The organism is Streptomyces yangpuensis (genome assembly GCF_001005295.1).
Lineage (GTDB): Bacteria > Actinomycetota > Actinomycetes > Streptomycetales > Streptomycetaceae > Streptomyces > Streptomyces yangpuensis.
The window spans coordinates 653,536-671,341 of sequence record NZ_LBMK01000003.1; the positions used below are offsets into that span (position 1 = coordinate 653,536).

The window sequence follows — 17,806 nt, forward strand, 5'->3', positions numbered from 1 at the left end:
CCGGGGCCGGCGGACCTGTCTGTGATCATGGGAACACCCCGCGTGCACGTGCATCTGCGCATGCAGCAGCTGGTGAACACAGCTATGATCCGGTGGAGTTGACATCTGCACTATCGGGGGCTTCCTGTGGACCACGCGTACAACGGGATGGCAGCTGCAGAACTCGCTTCCTTGTTTGAGCTGACGTGGCAGAAGAGCAGACACAGCAACTCGCAGGGTTCCTGCGTGGAGTTCGCGAAGCTGCCGGGAGGCGACGTCGCCATGCGCAATTCGCGCTTCCCTGACGGTCCGGCGCTCGTCTACACGCCGGCCGAGATAGAAGCCCTGCTCCTGGGCGTCAAGGACGGCGAGTTCGATCACCTGATCGGCTGACGGAACGGCGCACTCATCAAGCCATGCACGTGCACTGGCCGGGACCGATCGCAGTGATCGGTCCCGGCCAGTGGTCGTCCTGACGGTCGCGCGCGGCTCAGTCGTGGAGCAGGAACAGCGCCCAGACCACCTTGCCGGTCAGCCGCCCCGCGAGCGGGTGCCAGCCCCAGCTGTCGCTGTAGGAGTCCACGAGGAACAGCCCCCGCCCGGACTCCAGGTCGAAGTTCTCCTCGGTCCGCTCCGGCGAGAAGGCCCCGCCGGGCCGGTCCTCGCTGGGGTCGCGCACCGCGCACACCAGCCGGGTGCTCCACCGCATCAGGTGCAGCCGTACCGGCGGCTCCGGCTCGCCGGCCGGACCGCGTGACTCCTCCGGCAGGGCATGGCGCAGCGCGTTGGTGACGAGCTCGGAGACGACCAGGGCCACATCGTCGAAGCGTTCGTCGAGGCCCCACTGGGACAGTGTCGAGCGGGTGAAAGTACGGGCGCCCCGCACCGCGTCGAACCGCGCGGGCAGAGCGCATGAGGCGGACCCGGAGACAGCCGTGGGGTCGACCGGGGGAAGCCCCTGCCGTAACGGCTCGAGCATGGTCGATCCATTCGTCCCCATGCGAGGCACTCCCGGGATTCGCGGACGAAGCGGTGGCTTGTGTCCAAAGAGAACTGCGGGGTGGGTCCCGCGCCGGCGCGAAGAGCACGCAGGTGCGCGGGGACCATCGTTCCGAATGCTCGGGCCGGATGCAAGGGCAGATGCACGTGCACGCGCCGGACCTGTCCGCTCACGTGACGGTTCTTGCTCATTTCTTCCTACGCATACTTACGGACTTCTTTCCCCGCACCCGAGATTCCGTTACGGAACGAGTACGGCCCGATGCGTTTTGGTGGCAGACTGCGGCCTCTGGGGTGCGGGGGCCCCGCGACGCACGCGCACACCACGCGCACGCCAATGCGATGGGGAGGGCAGTACTAGTGACCGCAGAGACAAGCGGTTCTGTGGTGCGCCGCATCCTCCTGGGCTCCCAGCTCAGGCGACTCCGAGAATCCCGCGGCATCACCCGTGAGGCGGCCGGCTACTCGATCCGCGCATCCGAATCGAAGATCAGCCGCTTGGAGTTGGGAAGGGTGAGCTTCAAGGCACGGGACGTGGAGGACCTCCTCACGCTCTACGGAGTCACGGACAGCACCGAGCGCGAGTCCCTGCTGGGACTGGTCCGCGAGGCCAACGCGACCGGCTGGTGGCACAGTTACGGCGACGTCCTGCCGGGCTGGTTCCAGACGTACATCGGGCTGGAGGGCGCCGCGTCGCTCATCCGTATCTACGAGGTGCAGTTCGTCCACGGCCTGCTGCAGACCGAGGCCTACGCCCACGCCGTCGTCAGCCGCGGCATGCCCGACGCCACCGCCGCCGAGATCGACCGCCGCGTCGCGCTGCGCCTGGAGCGGCAGAAGGTGCTCGTCTCCGAGAGCGCCCCCGTCTTCCACGCGGTCCTCGACGAGGCCGCGCTGCGCCGCCCGTACGGCGACCGCAACGTCATGCGCGGTCAGCTGGAGCACCTCATCGAGATCTCCGAGCGGCCCAACGTCCAGCTGCAGGTGATGCCCTTCTCCTTCGGCGGGCACGCGGGTGAGAGCGGGGCCTTCACCCTGCTGCGCTTCCCCGAGTCCGACCTGCAGGACATCGTCTATCTGGAACAGCTCACCAGTGCCCTCTACCTGGACAAGGACGAGGAAGTGGGGCAGTACGAGCGGGCGATGGAACGCCTGCAGGCCGACTGCCCCGATCCCGACCGGACCAGGGATCTTCTTCGCGGCCTACTCCAACTGTCTTGATCCGCACGTAGTATGACGTCTGATCAGTGCATGATGACCGATCGGTCTCCGGTGCAGCGCACGGGTGCGCGCTCGCAGTAAGGGATGGCATGTCCATATTCAGCGACCTCGCTCACCAGTACATCGACGGCGAATGGCTGGCCGGCAACGGTTCCTGGGACATCATCGACGTCAACCCCTACAACGGGGAGAAGCTCGCAGCCATCACCGTCGCCACCGTCGAGCAGGTCGACCGGGCGTACCGGGGTGCCGAGCGCGCCCAGCGGGAGTGGGCCGCGACCAGCCCCTACATCAGACGCGCGGTCCTGGAGCGCGCCCTGCGGATCACCGAGGAGCGCGAGAAGGAGATCGTCGAGGCGATGATCGACGAGCTCGGCGGGACCCGTCCCAAGGCCGAGTACGAGGTCCACCTCGCGATGGAGTTCATCCGCGAGTCGCTCCAGCTGGCCGTCCGCCCCGAGGGCCGGATCCTGCCCTCGCCGGTCGAGGGCAAGGAGAACCGGGTCCAGCGGCTGCCCGTCGGCGTCGTCACCGTGATCAGCCCCTTCAACTTCCCCTTCCTTGTCACCCTGAAGTCGGTCGCCCCGGCCCTGGCGCTGGGGAACGCGGTCGTCATCAAGCCGAACCAGAACGCCCCGGTCGTGGGCGGCGGCGTGATCGCCAAGATCTTCGAGGACGCGGGGCTCCCGGCCGGCCTGCTGAACGTGCTGGTCACCGACATCGCCGAGATAGGCGACGCGCTCCTGACGCACCCCGTCCCCAAGGTGATCTCCTTCGCCGGGTCGGACCGGGTCGGCCGGCACGTCGGCGCGATCGCCGCCCGCCACTTCAAGCGCACGGTGCTGGAGCTCAGCGGCAACAGCGCGCTCGTCGTCCTCGACGACGCCGACCTCGACTACGCGGTGGACGCGGCCGTCTTCAGCCGCTTCGTCTACCAGGGCCAGGTCTGCATGGCCGCCAACCGGATCCTGGTCGACGTGTCCGTCGCCGAGGAGTTCACCGAGAAGTTCACCGCCCGCGTGCGGGGTCTGCGGACGGGCGACCCGCGCGAGGCCGACACCCACATCGGCCCGCTGATCAACTCCTTCCAGGCCGACGCGCTGACCGCGCTCGTGGACCAGGCAGTGGAATCCGGCGCGCAGGCACTCGTACGGGGGTCTACGCGCGGCAACCTGGTCGAGCCCACGGTGCTCGCCGGGATCCCCGAGGACTCCCCGCTGCTGGGCCAGGAGATCTTCGGCCCGGTCGCGCTGCTGGTGGTCTTCGACGGCGAGGACGAGGCCGTACGGCTGGCCAACGCCACCCCGTACGGGCTCAGCGGCGCCGTGCACACCCGGGACGTGGAGCGGGGCGTCCGCTTCGCCCGGCGGATCGAGACGGGAATGATGCACGTCAACGATTCGACGATCGGGGACGAGCCGCTGGCCGCCTTCGGCGGGGAGAAGGCCTCGGGTCTGGGCAGGCTGAACGGCGAGGCCACGGTCGAGGCGTTCACCACCCAGAAGTGGATCTCCGTGCAGCACGGGCGGACGGCGTTCCCCTTCTAGGGGGTGCCGCCGGTTCTAGGGGGTGCCGCCGGACACCCCCCGGGTCATTAGACTCGGCCGGGCGTAGGCAGCCGCCCGGGGGAGATCGAGTTGAGCAACATACCGGAGACCGGCCGGACCCCTCGGGTCCAGAACCGGCTCGTCGTCATCCAGGTCGTGGTCTTCTCCCTGCTGCTCACGCTGGGCGGACGGCTCTGGTACCTCCAGATCCGCAACGGCCAGGACTACACGGACGAGGCGAAGAACAACCACGTCCAGCAGGTGGTCCAGCCGGCCGTGCGCGGCTCGATCCTCGACTCGCGCGGGGTCCCGCTCGCCGACAACGCGACCCACCTCGTCGTCTCCGCCAGCCGTACCGAGCTGCTGACGATGAAGGACAAGGGCAGGTCCGTCCTGATCCGGCTCGCCGGGGTCCTGGGCATGGACCCCCAGGAGGTCGTCGACAAGGTCCGCCTCTGCGACTCCAAGACCAAGCAGCCCTGCTGGAACGGCTCCCCCTACCAGCCGATCCCGGTCAGCGACGAGGCCACCACCGAGCAGGCGCTGCAGATCCGTGAGCACCCCGAGGACTTCCCCGGCATCACGGCCGAGGCGACCGCGCTGCGCCGCTACGCGGCCCCGGACCAGGCCAACACCTCCCAGGTGCTGGGCTACCTCTCCCCGGTCACCGACGAGGAGATCGCCAAGGCGAAGAAGACCGACTCCCCCTACCTGCGCTCCGACCAGGTGGGCCGCTCCGGCCTGGAGCGCACCTACGACAAGGAGCTGCGCGGCAAGGCCGGCATCACCCGCTACGAGGTGGACAACCTCGGCCGTGTCATCGGGCAGGGGCAGACCGACCCGGCGCAGCCCGGCTCGAACATCGTGACCTCGATCGACTCGCGCGTGCAGGCGGTGGCCGAGCGTGAGCTGAACAACGCGATGATCGAAGCGCGCAAGGTCAGGGACAGGAACACCAACCGCAACTACGAGGCCGATTCGGGCGCGGTCGTGGTGATGGAGACCAGGACGGGCCGGATCGTCGCGATGGCCTCGAACCCGACCTACGACCCCAACGCCTGGGTGGGTGGCATCTCCGCGAAGGACTACGCCGCCCTCACCGACAAGGAGTCCAACTACCCGCTGCTGAACCGGGCGATCCAGGGGCAGGCGGCGCCGGGCTCCATCTTCAAGGTGGTCACCTCGACCGCCGCGGTCAACGCCGGCTACCCCTTCAACAACCGCTACCCCTGCCCCAGCTCGTACTCGGTGGGCAGTCAGACCTTCACGAACTTCGAGTCGCAGGGCTATGGCGACATCACCATCGGCCGGGCCCTGGAGGTCTCCTGCGACACCGTCTACTACCTGATCGCGGACCAGGAGTGGAAGAAGGACGGGGGCATCAAGCCGAAGAAGAACCCCAACGACTGGTTCCTCAAGACGGCCCACGAGTTCGGTCTGGGCAAGCGCACCGGCATCGACCTGCCCAACGAGGTGCCCGGCCGGGTCCCCGACCGCAAGTGGAAGCAGGACTTCTTCGACGCCAACAAGGACGCCTGGTGCCGGGACGGCAAGAAGAACGGCAGCTTCGCCGAGAAGATCGCCTACGAGAACTGCCGCCAGGGCAACCAGCTGCGCGAGGGTGACGCGATCAACTACTCGATCGGGCAGGGCGACACCCTCGTCACCCCGGTCCAGATGGCGTCCGTCTACGCGGCCATCGCCAACGGCGGCACCCTCCACCAGCCGAGCGTCGGCAAGGCGGTCGTCAGCGCCGACGGGACGTCGGTGAAGGAGATCGCCCCCAAGGAGCGGGGGAAGCTCCCGATGGACAAGAAGACCCGCGACAACATCGACGCGGCCCTCGAAGGCGTGGCCACCGACGGCAGCGCCGCCTGGCGCTTCGGCGGCTGGCCGCAGAAGCAGATCCCGATGCACGCCAAGACCGGCACGGCCGAGGTCCAGGGCAAGCAGACCACCTCGTGGTTCGCCTCGTACACCGAGGACTACGCGATCGTCATGACGATCTCCCAGGGCGGCACCGGCTCCGGGGCCTCCGGACCCGCCGTCCGCAAGATCTACGAGGCGATGTACGGGCTCGACCCGACGGGCAAGCAGGACCTCACCAAGGCCCTGCTGCCCACGCCCGCCACGGCGCTGCCCGCGATCCGGCCGGACGGGGAGATCTCCCCGAACTGACCGGAGGATCTAGGACACACCCTGACCTAGATCCTCCGTAGCGTATGAGGTGTCGGGGGAGAGGCCCCCGGCGACACCACGCAGAGGCGGTCCGGTCATGGCTCAGCTTTCCACCGAGGTCCCCGGCGACGAGCGCGGCACGCTCCTCGCCTTCGTAGAGTCCCAGCGCGCGGCGATCCGTGCATCCCTCGCCGGGCTCGACGAGGAGCAGGCCGCGAGCCGGCCGAGCGCCAGCGAGCTCTCCCTGTCCGGGCTGCTCAAGCATGTGGCCGAGGTCGAGCTGAACTGGCTGCGGCTGGCCCAGCAGCGGCCGAACGAGCGGCTGCGCGACGAGGCGAGCTACAGCGACAGCTTCCGCCTCGTCGAGGGCGAGTCCATCCCGTCCGTGCTGGCCTTCTGGGACGGCGTCCGGCAGGAGACGGAGGCCTACGTCGCCGCCGCCGCGAGCCTGGACGAGGCCTTCCCGCTGCCGCCGGCGCCGTGGTTCCCCAAGGACACCAAGGTCTCGGTGCGTTGGATGCTGCTGCACCTGGTGGAGGAGTTCGCCCGGCACGCGGGTCACGCGGACGTCATCCGCGAATCCATCGACGGCACCAAGGCGATGGGCTGAGGGCTGTCCCGTGGCACCTGGCCGCTGCTGCTGCTCGGCGGTCTTCTTCCCGCTGGCGGTGGGCCGCTACCGGGGGCTGAGCAAGTAGCCGCCGGACCGGACTTGCACCTCACGCGGCGTGAGGAACCACAGTGGGGGGCGTACCCGAACAGAGGAGGGAAGGGATGGGCTACTCAGTGGGCCAGGTGGCCGGTTTCGCCGGGGTCACGGTGCGCACCCTGCACCACTACGACGAGATCGGGCTGCTCTCCCCGGGCGGCCGCAGCCACGCGGGACACCGGCGGTACGACGACGCCGACCTGGACCGGCTGCAGCGGATCCTGTTCTACCGGGAGCTCGGCTTCCCCCTCGACGAGGTCGCGGTCCTGCTGGACGACCCGGAATCGGATCCTCAGGAGCATCTGCGCCGGCAGCATGCCCTGCTGACCGACCGGATCGCCCGGCTCCAGCAGATGGCCAAGGCCGTTGAGCACGCCATGGAGGCGAAGAAGATGGGCATCAACCTCACGCCCGAGGAGAAGTTCGAGGTCTTCGGGGAGCAGGACCCGGAGCGTTACGCCCAGGAGGCCGAGGAGCGCTGGGGCGGCACCGAGGCGTACGCCGAGTCGCAGCGCCGCGCGGCCTCGTACACCAAGGCGGACTGGCAGCGGATGCAGGACGAGTCCGCCGAGTGGGGCCGCCGGTACGTGGCGGCCATGGAGGCGGGCGAACCCGCCGACGGCGAGCGGGCGATGGACCTGGCCGAGGAGCACCGTCTGCACGTCCACCGCTGGTTCTACGACTGCCCGTACGAGATGCACACGTGCCTCGGTGAGATGTACGTGACGGACGAGCGGTTCACGGCGTTCTACGACGCCATGAAGCCGGGCTTCGCGGCGCACCTGAGGGACGCGATCCTCGCGAACGGTGTGCGCAGGGTGTAAGCGGAATGTCACGCACACGACCCCCGCCGGTACCTGGAACCGGGCGGGGGTCGTGTGCGTTGATAATTGAAACCGCCCCCATCGCTGTTCTTCCCCCGATCCAGGAGAGCCCGGAACCCGTGTATACCCTTGCGCTCGGCCCTGAGTGGCTGTCCCCGGACTACCTGATCTCGCACTTCGGCCTGATCGGCATCCTGGTCATCGTCTTCGCCGAGTCGGGTCTCTTCGCCTTCCTGCCCGGCGACTCCCTGCTCTTCACCGCGGGCCTGCTGGTCGCGGACGGGCAGTACATCAAGCAGCCCCTGTGGCTGGTCTGCACCCTGATCGTCGCCGCCGCGATCATCGGCGACCAGGTCGGCTACATGATCGGGAAGTACTTCGGGCCGAAGCTCTTCAACCGGCCGAACTCCAAGCTCTTCAAGGCGGAGAACCTGGACAAGGCGCACGAGTTCATGGACAAGCACGGCCCCAAGGCCATCGTGCTGGCCCGCTTCGTGCCGATCATCCGTACCTTCGCCCCGATGGTCGCCGGCGCCGGCACGATGAAGTACCGCACCTTCCTGACCTACAACATCATCGGCGGTATCGGCTGGGGCGCGGGCGTCACCATCGCCGGCTACTGGCTCGGCCAGATCGAGTTCATCAAGACGAACGTCGAGCCGATCCTCGTCGGCATCGTCCTCGTCTCCGTCCTCCCGGTCGTCTTCGAGGTCCTGAAGGCCCGCAAGGAGAACAAGGCGAACGCCGGCCAGGCGCCGGACGCGGTCGCCGCCGACGGCGCCAGCCCGCAGTCCCCGGGCCAGCGCGGGCGCCACGCCAAGCGCTGACACCACGCGCAGGACGACACGCCGCACGGGCCGCACGCCCGCCCCGCCGGGGCAGGGGGTGCGGCCCGTCGGCGTGTGACGGTCCTCAGTAGCCGCGGGTCCGCTTGGCCGCGGCGCGGCCCTTGACGGCGCTCGCCGCCCCGGGGATACGCATGAACAGCCGGGAGGTCTCCGAGCCCAGGTTGACCCCGATCGCGATGGCCAGGGCGATGGCCGCGGCGTTCACCAGGGAGCCCAGCCCCTCGTTCAGCCGGTCCTCGGCGATCAGCAGCAGCCCGTAGTACGTTGCGGAGCCCGGCAGCAGCGGCCCGATGGCGGCCGTGACGTACGGCAGGGCGGACGCGAAGCGGTAGCGGGAGAAGAGCTGCCCGAAGAGGCCCACCAGCCCGGCAGCGACGCACGTGGACGGCACGGGCGGGATCCCGCCTGCGTAGTGCAGGGCCCCGAAGACCACCCACGCCACCCCGCCGTTGAGGGTCACGATCCACACCGTGGAGCGTTCCTGCTGGAGGAGGATCGCGAAGGTGAAGACGAGCACCATCGACGCCGCGATCTGCACCAGCGGCCGCTGGGTGATCTGGAGGACCTCCTCGGGCTTGGGCGAGGCGCCCAGCTGCAGCCCGAGGTAGAGCACGACCAGCACGCCCATGATGATGCCGATGAAGAGGTACATGACCTCCAGGAGCCGGGCGGCGGCGGTGATGTAGAAGCCGGTCAGGCCGTCCTGCACGGCCGCGACCAGGGCCCGCCCAGGCAGCAGCGCGAACAGCCCGCCGGTGATCACGGCGGAGGCCTTGATGTTCTCGATCTCCGCGAGCTTGAGCGCCACCCCGAAGGCGGCCGGCGGCATCGCGGCGACCACGAACTGGTAGAACTCGGGCAGCCCGCGCCCGGCGCACAGCCAGGCGAGCCGGTCCCCGAGGACCGCGCCGAGTGCGGCCGCGAAGAAGACCAGCACCCCGCCGCCGACCAGGATCGAGGCGGCCCCGGCGAGCAGCCCGGCGGCCGCCGTGAGCACCCATGTGGGGTACGGGTGCCGGTTGCGCCGGATCTCGGCGAGGCGCCGGTAGGCCTCCTCCAGCGAGATGTCGGTCTCCGGCGAACTGATGTCGGCCACCAGCCGGAACACGGCCGCCAGGCGCGTGTAGTCGGTGCCCCGGCGGCGTACCGTCCGGCTCGCCGAGACCGGGTGGTCGACCAGCGACGGCTGGTGCGTGATCGACAGCATGGTGAAGGTGACGGTCGGCTCGCAGCGGTCCAGCCCGTAGGAGCGGGCCACGGCGAACATCGCGGCCTCCACGTCCTCGGAGCCCTCGCCGCCCGACAGCAGCAGTTCGCCGATGCGCAGCGTCAGGTCGAGCACGCGGCCCACCGCGGGCCCGGTCTCGCTCGGCCGCTGCACCAGGTCCGGTACGGGGCGCACGTCGACCGGCATGCGCAGCATCGTGCGCATGCGGTCCTGCCAGGGGGACTCCGTCAGCTGGACGACGGGGAAGCCCTGGCCGGGGGTGTAGGCGGGCGGGGACTGCGCGGCGCTGTAGGTGGCCGGCGCGGCGAAGGCCGAGCCCTCGGGCTCCGGCGGGACCGGTCCGGTGTTCGGCGGGCGGACGAACTCCGAGGTGGGCTGATCGTCGGCGGACACCTCCGGCCCGGTGCCGGGAGGCGGCGTGAAGGCGCTGTGCGCTTCGTCGGACTGAGGCTTCCTGTCCTCCGCCCCGTCGGCCTCCGCCACGCGTCCTCCCGTTCGTGATCACCCGGAGTATCAGTATGCGGAACCGTTTCCTCCCCGTCGAAACCTGGCCCCGGGAACGCGAAAGCGGGCGGCGTCCCGAGGGATGCCGCCCGCCGTGTCACAGGGGGCGCGGGGCGCCGCCCCGGCCCGTCACCGCCGAGCGCGAGCTCAGTGGTGGCCGCCCTGCGCCTCCAGGCGCTTGTAGGAGGCCTCGATCTCGGCCTCGGCCTCGGCGCGGCCGACCCAGTTGGCGCCCTCGACCGACTTGCCCGGCTCCAGGTCCTTGTAGACCTCGAAGAAGTGCTGGATCTCCAGGCGGTCGAACTCGGACACGTGGTGGATGTCGCGCAGGTGCTCGACACGCGGGTCGGAGGCCGGCACGCAGAGCAGCTTGTCGTCGCCGCCCGCCTCGTCCGTCATGCGGAACATGCCGATGGCGCGGCACTTGATCAGGCAGCCCGGGAAGGTCGGCTCGTCAAGGATGACCAGCGCGTCCAGCGGGTCGCCGTCCTCGCCGAGGGTGTTCTCGACGAAGCCGTAGTCGGCCGGGTAGCTGGTCGAGGTGAAGAGGCGACGGTCCAGACGGATCCGGCCGGTCTCGTGGTCCACCTCGTACTTGTTCCGCGAACCCTTGGGGATCTCGATGGTGACGTCGAACTCCACGTCCTGCTCCTCCATGATCAGCTTCATTGCTTCGAGACGGCATTGATTCAACTGCGTGCGCGTCCGGCCCATCCCTGTCGGGTGGGGTGCCATGCTCGCGGCAAGACGCAGTGGTTAAGTGTCCCTCACGCATATGTGTGATCGCGAAAGGGGCTGGTCCGAGGTGCCATTGGTCAAGACCTGGCAGCTCACCGCGGGTGCGGCCGTCGCCGGCCTCGCCCTGTCGGTGGCAGCGGTGACCGCCGCCGGTCCGTGGGACTCCGGCCAGCGTAAGGCCGAGCGGGACAAGGCCGCCTCCTGGGGCCGTACGGGTGGCGCAGATCACGATGGCGGCGCCGCCGCCGGGCCCCTCCCGCAGGCCGCGCCCAGCGCCCCCGGAGTGCTGGGCGCCGTCGGTCCCGGCGTCCCGCGGGGTCAGGCTGCCGCCGCGCCCGCCGACGCGCTGGCCGCCAGGCTGCGGCCGCTGCTGGCCGATCCGGCGCTCGGCACCGTCCGTACCGCCTCCGTCGTGGACACCGCCACCGGGCAGGTCCTGTACGAGTCCGGGGCGCGCGAGGCGATGACCCCCGCCTCCACCGTCAAGATCGCCACCGCGGCGGCCGTACTGGCCGCGCTCGGACCCGAGCACCGGATCAGGACCACCGTCGTGCCCGGCGCCACCCCCGGGCAGGTCGTCCTGGTCGGCGGCGGTGACCCCTCCCTCACCGCGAAGAAGAAGAGCCCCGCCGGATCCGGCGGCAGCCTCGTCGCCCTGGCCGCCGATGCCGCCCAGGCACTCAAGGCCGCCGGCACCGACACCGTGACCCTCGCCTACGACGACAGCCTCTACAGCGGCCCCGTACGGCACCCGATCGGCGTCAACCCCAACATCGCCCCCGTGACCGCCCTGGCGGCCGACGAGGGCCGCCCCGACGATTCCACCTCCGGACCGGTCGACCGCGCCGACGACCCGGCCGGGGCCGCCGCCCGAGCCTTCCGCACCCTGCTGGCGGAACGCGGCGTCAAGGTCACCGGGGAACCCGTCCGGGCCAAGGCCGCCGCCGGCGCCCAGCCGCTCGCCGTCACCCAGTCCACCCCTGTGGCCGGGCTCGTCGAACGGATGCTGACCAATAGCGACAACGACATCGCCGAGGCCCTCGCCCGCCAGACCGCCCTCGCCTCCGGACAGCCCGCCAGCTTCGAAGGGGCCGAGAAGGCCGTCACCGCCAGGCTCGCCGGCCTCGGCCTCGACACGGCCGGCTCCCGCTTCGCCGACGGCAGCGGCCTCAGCCGCGCGGACAAGGTCAGCGCCGGCCTGCTGACCGGCCTGCTCGCCAAGGCCGCCGGCCCGGACCACCCCGAGCTGCGGCCCGTCCTCACCGGGCTGCCCGTCGCCGGGTTCACCGGGACCCTGCGCGCCCGCAACGCCGGCAGCTCCCCGGCCGCCGGCCTGGTCCGCGCCAAGACCGGCACCCTCACCGGGGTGAACTCCCTGTCCGGCACCGTCGTCGACGCCACCGGCAGGCTCCTCGCCTTCGCCTTCCTGACCGCGAACAGCCCCGGCCCCGAGGGCGCCGAGAAGGGCCTCGACAAGCTGGCCGCGGCCGTCGCGGGCGCTCCGTAGGGGGTCCGCCGGACGGCTCGCCCACGTACGGTTGACGCATGACGAGCATCAGTGGTGCGGAGATGGTCGACTGGAACCTCGCGGTGGCGACCGCGACCCGGCTGGTACGGCCCGGCCCGGAGGTCACCCGGGGCGAGGCGCGGGCCGTCGTCGCCGAACTGCGCGGGCACGCCAGGACCTCGGAACGGCACGTGCGCGAGTTCACCCGGATGATCCCCGAGGGGGCCGCCGTCCCCGACACGCCCGTCCTGGTCGTCGACCGGGCCGGCTGGGTCAAGGCCAACGTCGCCGGATTCCGGGAGCTGCTGATGCCGCTCCTCGGCAAGATGCAGGACCGCCGGGCGAACGCCCCCGGCGGAGCGGTCCTCGGAGCCTTCGGCGGCAAGGTCACCGGCGTCGAGCTGGGCATGCTGCTCAGCTTCCTGGCCTCCCGGGTGCTGGGCCAGTACGAGACCTTCGCACCCGCCTCCCGCGACCTGCCGGCCGCCGCGGCGGGCGGCCGGCTGCTGCTGGTCGCCCCGAACATCGTGCACGTCGAGCGCGAGCTGGAGGTGGCCCCGCACGACTTCCGGCTGTGGGTCTGCCTCCACGAGGAGACGCACCGTACCCAGTTCACGGCCGTCCCGTGGCTGCGGGCCCACCTCGAAGGCGAGATCCAGACGTTCCTCGGCGCCACCGACGTGGACCCCATGACGGTCCTGGAGCGCATCCGGGAGGCCGCCCAGTCCTTCGCCGGGGCCCGCCCCGACGCCGAGAGCGGCGACGACGAGGGCCGCTCGCTCGTCGAACTCGTGCAGACCCCCGAGCAGCGCGAGATCCTCGGCCGCCTCACGGCCGTCATGTCCCTGCTGGAGGGACACGCCGACTTCGTCATGGACGGCGTCGGCCCCCAGGTGGTGCCCTCGGTCGCCGAGATCCGGGAGAAGTTCCAGCAGCGCCGCGCCAGCGGAGCGGGCCGCCTCGACGCCGCCCTGCGCAAGCTGCTCGGCCTCGACGCCAAGCTGCGCCAGTACCGCGACGGCGAGCGCTTCGTACGGGCCATCGTCGGCCAGGTCGGCATGGACGGCTTCAACCGGGTCTGGACCTCCCCGAACACACTGCCCACCAAGGCGGAGATCGACCGGCCCGCCGACTGGGTCGCCCGCGTCCACGGCAAGGGGAGCGAGGGGGGCGGAGAGCGCCGGCAGGGGTGACGCCGGGAGCACGGGCCCGCCGGGGAGCGGCGGGCCCGCCCCGCGCAGCCCCGCGGCTTCCCTCGCGTTCACCCGCGCCACACGTGACGGAGAGGCCTAAACATGTCTCACTGGGGGAAGCAGCATCACCCTTCCGAGGGACCGTGAGCCGTATAAGGGCGTGCGATGCTCGGGGAACGGCTCGGTTCTGTCACCATCGACGCACTCTGAGTGACATCCTCCCGTTCCGCGGGGGCAGCCGGGCAAGCACCTCCCAGCACACCACCCCGAAGCCTCCGAGGCATCCGAACTCCATCGAAGGGCACCGGACATGGGTCCCCATCCTGCGGTCGCGGCGATACGCCTGGCGGTCCGCCGCGTACTCCACGACGTCCTCACCGAGCTCACCGACCTCCCCCGGACCCCGTCCGGAGGGATCCCCCGTGCCGACCGTCGCACCGGCGCGGGCACCCCGCCACTCGTGCTCGTCGCCTGCTCCGGCGGCGCCGACTCCATGGCACTCGCCTCGGCGCTCGCCTTCGAGGCCCCCAAACTCGGCATCCGGGCCGGCGGCATCACCGTCGACCACGGACTGCAGGACGGCTCCGACCAGCGTGCCGCCGAGGTCGTCTCCCGCATGACCGCCCTCGGCCTCGACCCGGTGGAGTCCGTCGCCGTGCGCGTCGGCCGCGACGGAGGTCCCGAGGCCGCCGCCCGCGACGCCCGCTACGGCGCCCTGGACGACGCCGCCGACCGCCTCGGCGCCGCCGCCGTACTGCTCGGCCACACCCGGGACGATCAAGCGGAAACCGTCCTGCTGGGACTGGCCCGCGGATCCGGCATCCGCTCGCTCTCCGGCATGCCGGAGGTCTCGGGCGGCCCCGGTGGCCCCGGCCGCCCCGGCCGCAGCCACCGCTACCGCCGCCCCTTCCTCCAGGTCGACCGGCAGACCGCCCGCAAGGCGTGCATGGTCCAGTCCCTGGCCGTCTGGGACGACCCGCACAACATGGACCCCGCCTACCCCCGCTCCCGCCTGCGCCACGAGGGACTGCCCGCCCTGGAGAAGGCGCTCGGGAAGGGCGTCGTGGAGGCCCTTGCCCGCACCGCCCAGCTCTCCCGCGACGACGCCGACGCCCTGGACGCCTGGGCCGCCGAGGCGGAGGGCGGCGTACGCGACGAGGACGGGCGCCTGGAGTGCGCCAAGCTGTACGCCCTGCCCCCGGCCGTCCGCCGCCGTGTGCTGCGCAGGGCCGTCGTCGCGGCGGGCTCGCCCGCGGGCTCCCTCTTCGCCCGCCACATCGAGGAAGTCGACCGCCTCATCACCGGATGGCGCGGCCAGGGCGCCATCAACCTGCCCGGCCGGGTGGAGGCCCAGCGGCAGGGTGGCAGACTTGTCATCCGGCAGGGCTGATTGGTGCTGAAACACGGCTGAGTCCTCCGGGGGACACCTCGGAGCCCCGGCCGACAACGAAAGTGATGCGGGTGGACGAGAAGGACATGGGCAACGACCTCCAGTCGGTGCTCATCACCAAGGAAGAGATCGACGCGAAGCTGGCCGAGCTGGCCGCGAAGATCGACGCGGAGTACGCGGGCAAGGACCTGCTCATCGTCGGCGTCCTCAAGGGCGCCGTCATGGTGATGGCGGACCTGGCGCGCGCCTTGTCCACCCCGCTCACCATGGACTGGATGGCGGTGTCCTCGTACGGCGCCGGGACCCAGTCCTCCGGTGTGGTGCGGATCCTCAAGGACCTGGACACCGACATCAAGGACAAGCACGTCCTGATCGTCGAGGACATCATCGACTCCGGTCTGACGCTGTCCTGGCTGCTGTCGAACCTGGGCTCCCGCCAGCCGGCCTCCCTGGAGGTCGTCACGCTGCTGCGCAAGCCCGAGGCCGCGAAGGTCGCGATCGACGTGAAGTGGGTCGGCTTCGACATCCCCAACGAGTTCGTCGTGGGCTACGGCCTCGACTACGCGGAGAAGTACCGCAACCTGCCGTTCGTCGGCACGCTCGCCCCGCACGTCTACGGCGGCTGACCCCGTCCCGCCCCCGGGAATCCACGGCGCCGCCGGGGAACCTGGGGGCGATTCCCGCCGTTGGAGCAGGGGAAGGCGGGTCTGTCAGCCGTCCCACGGGCCGCGGGTGACAATTCAGGGGTACATTCCGAAGAACAGTCTTTACTCACACAGCAGCATTTACCTACGGGCAGGAGGGACGGGGTGCCCGGCACCCCGTATGGATGGACGTGAAGCGATACTTCCGTGGGCCGGTCATGTGGATCGTGCTGGCCGTCCTCGCCGTGGTCGTGTTGATGAATGTCGTCGGCTCCGGCGGCGGCTACAAGTCGGTGGACACCAGCGAGGTCATCAAGGCGATCAACACTGGCCAGGTGGAGACAGCCAAGCTGACCACCGGCGACAGCCAGATGATCAAGATTGAGCTCAAGCAAGGCGAGAAGCTCGGCAAGCACGACGGCACCAAGTTCCAGGCCAACTACATCGGGGATCAGGGCGTCCAGCTCGCCCAGAGCCTCCAGACCAAGTACGACGCCGGTCAGATCCCGGACGGGTACTCCGTCACCCCGGACAAGACCAGCCCGTTCCTCAGCGTGCTGCTCTCGCTCCTGCCCTTCGTCCTCATCGTCGTGGTCTTCCTGTTCCTGATGAACCAGATGCAGGGCGGCGGCTCCCGGGTCATGAACTTCGGGAAGTCCAAGGCCAAGCTCATCACCAAGGACACCCCGAAGACGACGTTCGCCGACGTCGCGGGCTCGGACGAGGCCGTCGAGGAGCTCCACGAGATCAAGGAGTTCCTCCAGGAGCCGGCGAAGTTCCAGGCGGTCGGCGCCAAGATCCCCAAGGGCGTGCTGCTCTACGGCCCGCCCGGCACCGGAAAGACCCTGCTCGCGCGCGCCGTCGCGGGCGAGGCCGGTGTTCCCTTCTACTCGATCTCCGGTTCCGACTTCGTCGAGATGTTCGTCGGTGTCGGTGCCTCGCGTGTCCGCGACCTGTTCGAGCAGGCCAAGGCCAACGCCCCGGCGATCGTCTTCGTCGACGAGATCGACGCCGTCGGCCGGCACCGCGGTGCGGGCCTCGGCGGCGGCCACGACGAGCGCGAGCAGACCCTGAACCAGCTGCTCGTCGAGATGGACGGCTTCGACGTGAAGGGCGGCGTCATCCTGATCGCCGCCACGAACCGCCCCGACATCCTCGACCCGGCGCTGCTGCGCCCGGGCCGCTTCGACCGGCAGATCGCGGTCGACCGTCCCGACATGCAGGGCCGTCTGGAGATCCTCAAGGTCCACCAGAAGGGCAAGCCGGTCGCCCCGGACGTCGACCTCTCGGCCGTCGCCCGCCGCACCCCCGGCTTCACCGGTGCCGATCTCTCCAACGTCCTCAACGAGGCCGCGCTCCTCACGGCCCGCTCGGACAGGAAGCTGATCGACAACCACATGCTGGACGAGGCGATCGACCGCGTCGTGGCGGGCCCGCAGAAGCGGACCCGGATCATGTCGGACCGCGAGAAGAAGATCACCGCGTACCACGAGGGCGGTCACGCCCTGGTCGCGGCGGCCTCGCCGAACTCCGACCCGGTCCACAAGATCACGATCCTGTCCCGCGGCCGGGCCCTGGGCTACACCATGGTCCTGCCCGACGAGGACAAGTACTCGACCACGCGCAACGAGATGCTCGACCAGCTGGCGTACATGCTGGGCGGGCGCGCGGCCGAGGAGCTGGTCTTCCACGACCCGACCACGGGCGCGGCGAACGACATCGAGAAGGCCACCGCCACGGCGCGGGCCATGGTCACGCAGTACGGCATGACCGAGCGTCTCGGTGCGATCAAGTTCGGCGGCGACAACACCGAGCCGTTCCTGGGCCGCGAGATGTCGCACCCGCGGGACTACTCGGAAGAGGTCGCGGCGCTGGTCGACGAAGAGGTCAAGAAGCTCATCGAGACCGCGCACAACGAGGCCTGGGAGATCCTCGTCGAGAACCGTGACGTCCTCGACAACCTGGTCCTCGCACTGCTGGAGAAGGAGACGCTCGGCAAGGAGGAGATCGCCGAGATCTTCTCGACCATCGTCAAGCGCCCGGCCCGCCCCGCGTGGACCGGCTCCTCCCGCCGCACCCCCTCCACCCGTCCGCCGGTGCTCTCCCCCAAGGAGCTGCAGCTGACGAACGCGGCGAACGGCACGTCCGCCGTCGCGCCGGTCTCCACGGAGAAGGGCATCGAGGTGGCTCCGGAGGACCGCCCGGAGTAACGGTCGGGCTCGACCCACCCGGAATGGAAGCCGCGCCCCCCAGGTTCTAGCCTGGGGGGCGCGGCACATTTGTACGACCGCGTGTGC

13 protein-coding genes and 2 pseudogenes are annotated in these 17,806 nt (G+C 70.3%); 12 read left to right on the forward strand and 3 right to left on the reverse strand.

The annotated features are described in order from the left end of the window. Nucleotides 1-126: 126 nt before the first annotated feature. Nucleotides 127-372 (forward strand): DUF397 domain-containing protein, encoded by a 246-nt coding sequence (locus AAT21_RS18250; RefSeq protein WP_030656519.1) that lies wholly within the window; start codon nt 127-129, stop codon nt 370-372. Between the two features lie 97 nt (nt 373-469). Here AAT21_RS18250 and AAT21_RS18255 read toward each other — a convergent pair whose 3' ends face one another. Further along, the gene (locus tag AAT21_RS18255; RefSeq protein WP_079025779.1) at nt 470-979 is read right to left on the reverse strand and encodes an ATP-binding protein; all 510 of its coding nucleotides are present in this window, start codon (nt 977-979) and stop codon (nt 470-472) included. Nucleotides 980-1,320: 341 nt separating this feature from the next. Here AAT21_RS18255 and AAT21_RS18260 point away from each other — a divergent pair, with 341 nt between their 5' ends. The 6 genes and pseudogenes from AAT21_RS18260 to AAT21_RS18285 form a co-directional block, all read left to right on the forward strand. Continuing rightward, nucleotides 1,321-2,199, forward strand: a complete 879-nt coding sequence (locus AAT21_RS18260) for a helix-turn-helix domain-containing protein (protein ID WP_046777899.1) — start codon at nt 1,321-1,323, stop codon at nt 2,197-2,199. An 89-nt stretch (nt 2,200-2,288) separates the two neighbouring features. Then, complete coding sequence (locus tag AAT21_RS18265; RefSeq protein ID WP_046777900.1) at nt 2,289-3,746, forward strand: aldehyde dehydrogenase family protein; 1,458 nt, start codon at nt 2,289-2,291, stop codon at nt 3,744-3,746. A gap of 90 nt (nt 3,747-3,836) precedes the next feature. Further along, nucleotides 3,837-5,912: pseudogene (mrdA, locus tag AAT21_RS18270) on the forward strand (penicillin-binding protein 2); the annotation flags it as partial. A gap of 109 nt (nt 5,913-6,021) precedes the next feature. Continuing rightward, a complete protein-coding gene (locus AAT21_RS18275; RefSeq protein WP_046777901.1) occupies nt 6,022-6,534 on the forward strand; it encodes a DinB family protein in 513 nt (170 codons plus the stop codon). A gap of 164 nt (nt 6,535-6,698) precedes the next feature. Then, nucleotides 6,699-7,457 carry a MerR family transcriptional regulator gene (locus tag AAT21_RS18280; RefSeq protein ID WP_046777902.1) on the forward strand — a complete coding sequence of 253 codons (759 nt, stop codon included), beginning with the start codon at nt 6,699-6,701 and terminating at the stop codon, nt 7,455-7,457. 119 nt (nt 7,458-7,576) lie between these two features. Continuing rightward, a pseudogene (locus AAT21_RS18285) lies at nt 7,577-8,254 on the forward strand (DedA family protein); the annotation flags it as partial. A gap of 115 nt (nt 8,255-8,369) precedes the next feature. Here the strand turns inward: AAT21_RS18285 and AAT21_RS18290 are convergent. After that, nucleotides 8,370-10,016: a threonine/serine exporter family protein gene (locus AAT21_RS18290; protein ID WP_046777904.1), complete on the reverse strand. Its 1,647-nt coding sequence runs from the start codon at nt 10,014-10,016 to the stop codon at nt 8,370-8,372. A gap of 168 nt (nt 10,017-10,184) precedes the next feature. Beyond that, nucleotides 10,185-10,679, reverse strand: a complete 495-nt coding sequence (locus tag AAT21_RS18295) for an inorganic diphosphatase (RefSeq protein WP_030031597.1) — start codon at nt 10,677-10,679, stop codon at nt 10,185-10,187. Between the two features lie 163 nt (nt 10,680-10,842). Here AAT21_RS18295 and dacB point away from each other — a divergent pair, with 163 nt between their 5' ends. The 5 genes from dacB (at nt 10,843) to ftsH (ending at nt 17,719) form a co-directional block, all read left to right on the forward strand. Next, complete coding sequence (gene dacB, locus AAT21_RS18300) at nt 10,843-12,282, forward strand: D-alanyl-D-alanine carboxypeptidase/D-alanyl-D-alanine endopeptidase (protein ID WP_052757863.1); 1,440 nt, start codon at nt 10,843-10,845, stop codon at nt 12,280-12,282. A gap of 38 nt (nt 12,283-12,320) precedes the next feature. Next, on the forward strand, nt 12,321-13,475 hold the full coding sequence (locus tag AAT21_RS18305) for a zinc-dependent metalloprotease (RefSeq protein WP_046777906.1): 1,155 nt from the start codon (nt 12,321-12,323) through the stop codon (nt 13,473-13,475). Between the two features lie 310 nt (nt 13,476-13,785). Beyond that, on the forward strand, nt 13,786-14,865 hold the full coding sequence (tilS, locus tag AAT21_RS18310; RefSeq protein ID WP_046777907.1) for a tRNA lysidine(34) synthetase TilS: 1,080 nt from the start codon (nt 13,786-13,788) through the stop codon (nt 14,863-14,865). 65 nt (nt 14,866-14,930) lie between these two features. Continuing rightward, entirely contained in the window at nt 14,931-15,491 is a 561-nt protein-coding gene (gene hpt, locus AAT21_RS18315; protein ID WP_030010907.1) for a hypoxanthine phosphoribosyltransferase, read from the forward strand. Between the two features lie 203 nt (nt 15,492-15,694). Then, a complete protein-coding gene (gene ftsH, locus AAT21_RS18320) occupies nt 15,695-17,719 on the forward strand; it encodes an ATP-dependent zinc metalloprotease FtsH (protein WP_046777908.1) in 2,025 nt (674 codons plus the stop codon). Nucleotides 17,720-17,806 lie beyond the last annotated feature (87 nt).

Excerpts from the sequence above, each read along its gene's own strand:
- AAT21_RS18255 (WP_079025779.1), bottom strand. The coding sequence starts at position 979 with ATGGGGACGAATGGATCGACCATGCTCGAGCCGTTACGGCAGGGGCTT.
- AAT21_RS18260 (WP_046777899.1), top strand. The coding sequence starts at position 1,321 with ATGGGGAGGGCAGTACTAGTGACCGCAGAGACAAGCGGTTCTGTGGTG.
- AAT21_RS18265 (WP_046777900.1), top strand. The coding sequence starts at position 2,289 with ATGTCCATATTCAGCGACCTCGCTCACCAGTACATCGACGGCGAATGG.
- AAT21_RS18275 (WP_046777901.1), top strand. The coding sequence starts at position 6,022 with ATGGCTCAGCTTTCCACCGAGGTCCCCGGCGACGAGCGCGGCACGCTC.
- AAT21_RS18280 (WP_046777902.1), top strand. The coding sequence starts at position 6,699 with ATGGGCTACTCAGTGGGCCAGGTGGCCGGTTTCGCCGGGGTCACGGTG.
- AAT21_RS18305 (WP_046777906.1), top strand. The coding sequence starts at position 12,321 with ATGACGAGCATCAGTGGTGCGGAGATGGTCGACTGGAACCTCGCGGTG.
- tilS (WP_046777907.1), top strand. The coding sequence starts at position 13,786 with ATGGGTCCCCATCCTGCGGTCGCGGCGATACGCCTGGCGGTCCGCCGC.
- hpt (WP_030010907.1), top strand. The coding sequence starts at position 14,931 with ATGCGGGTGGACGAGAAGGACATGGGCAACGACCTCCAGTCGGTGCTC.
- ftsH (WP_046777908.1), top strand. The coding sequence starts at position 15,695 with ATGGACGTGAAGCGATACTTCCGTGGGCCGGTCATGTGGATCGTGCTG.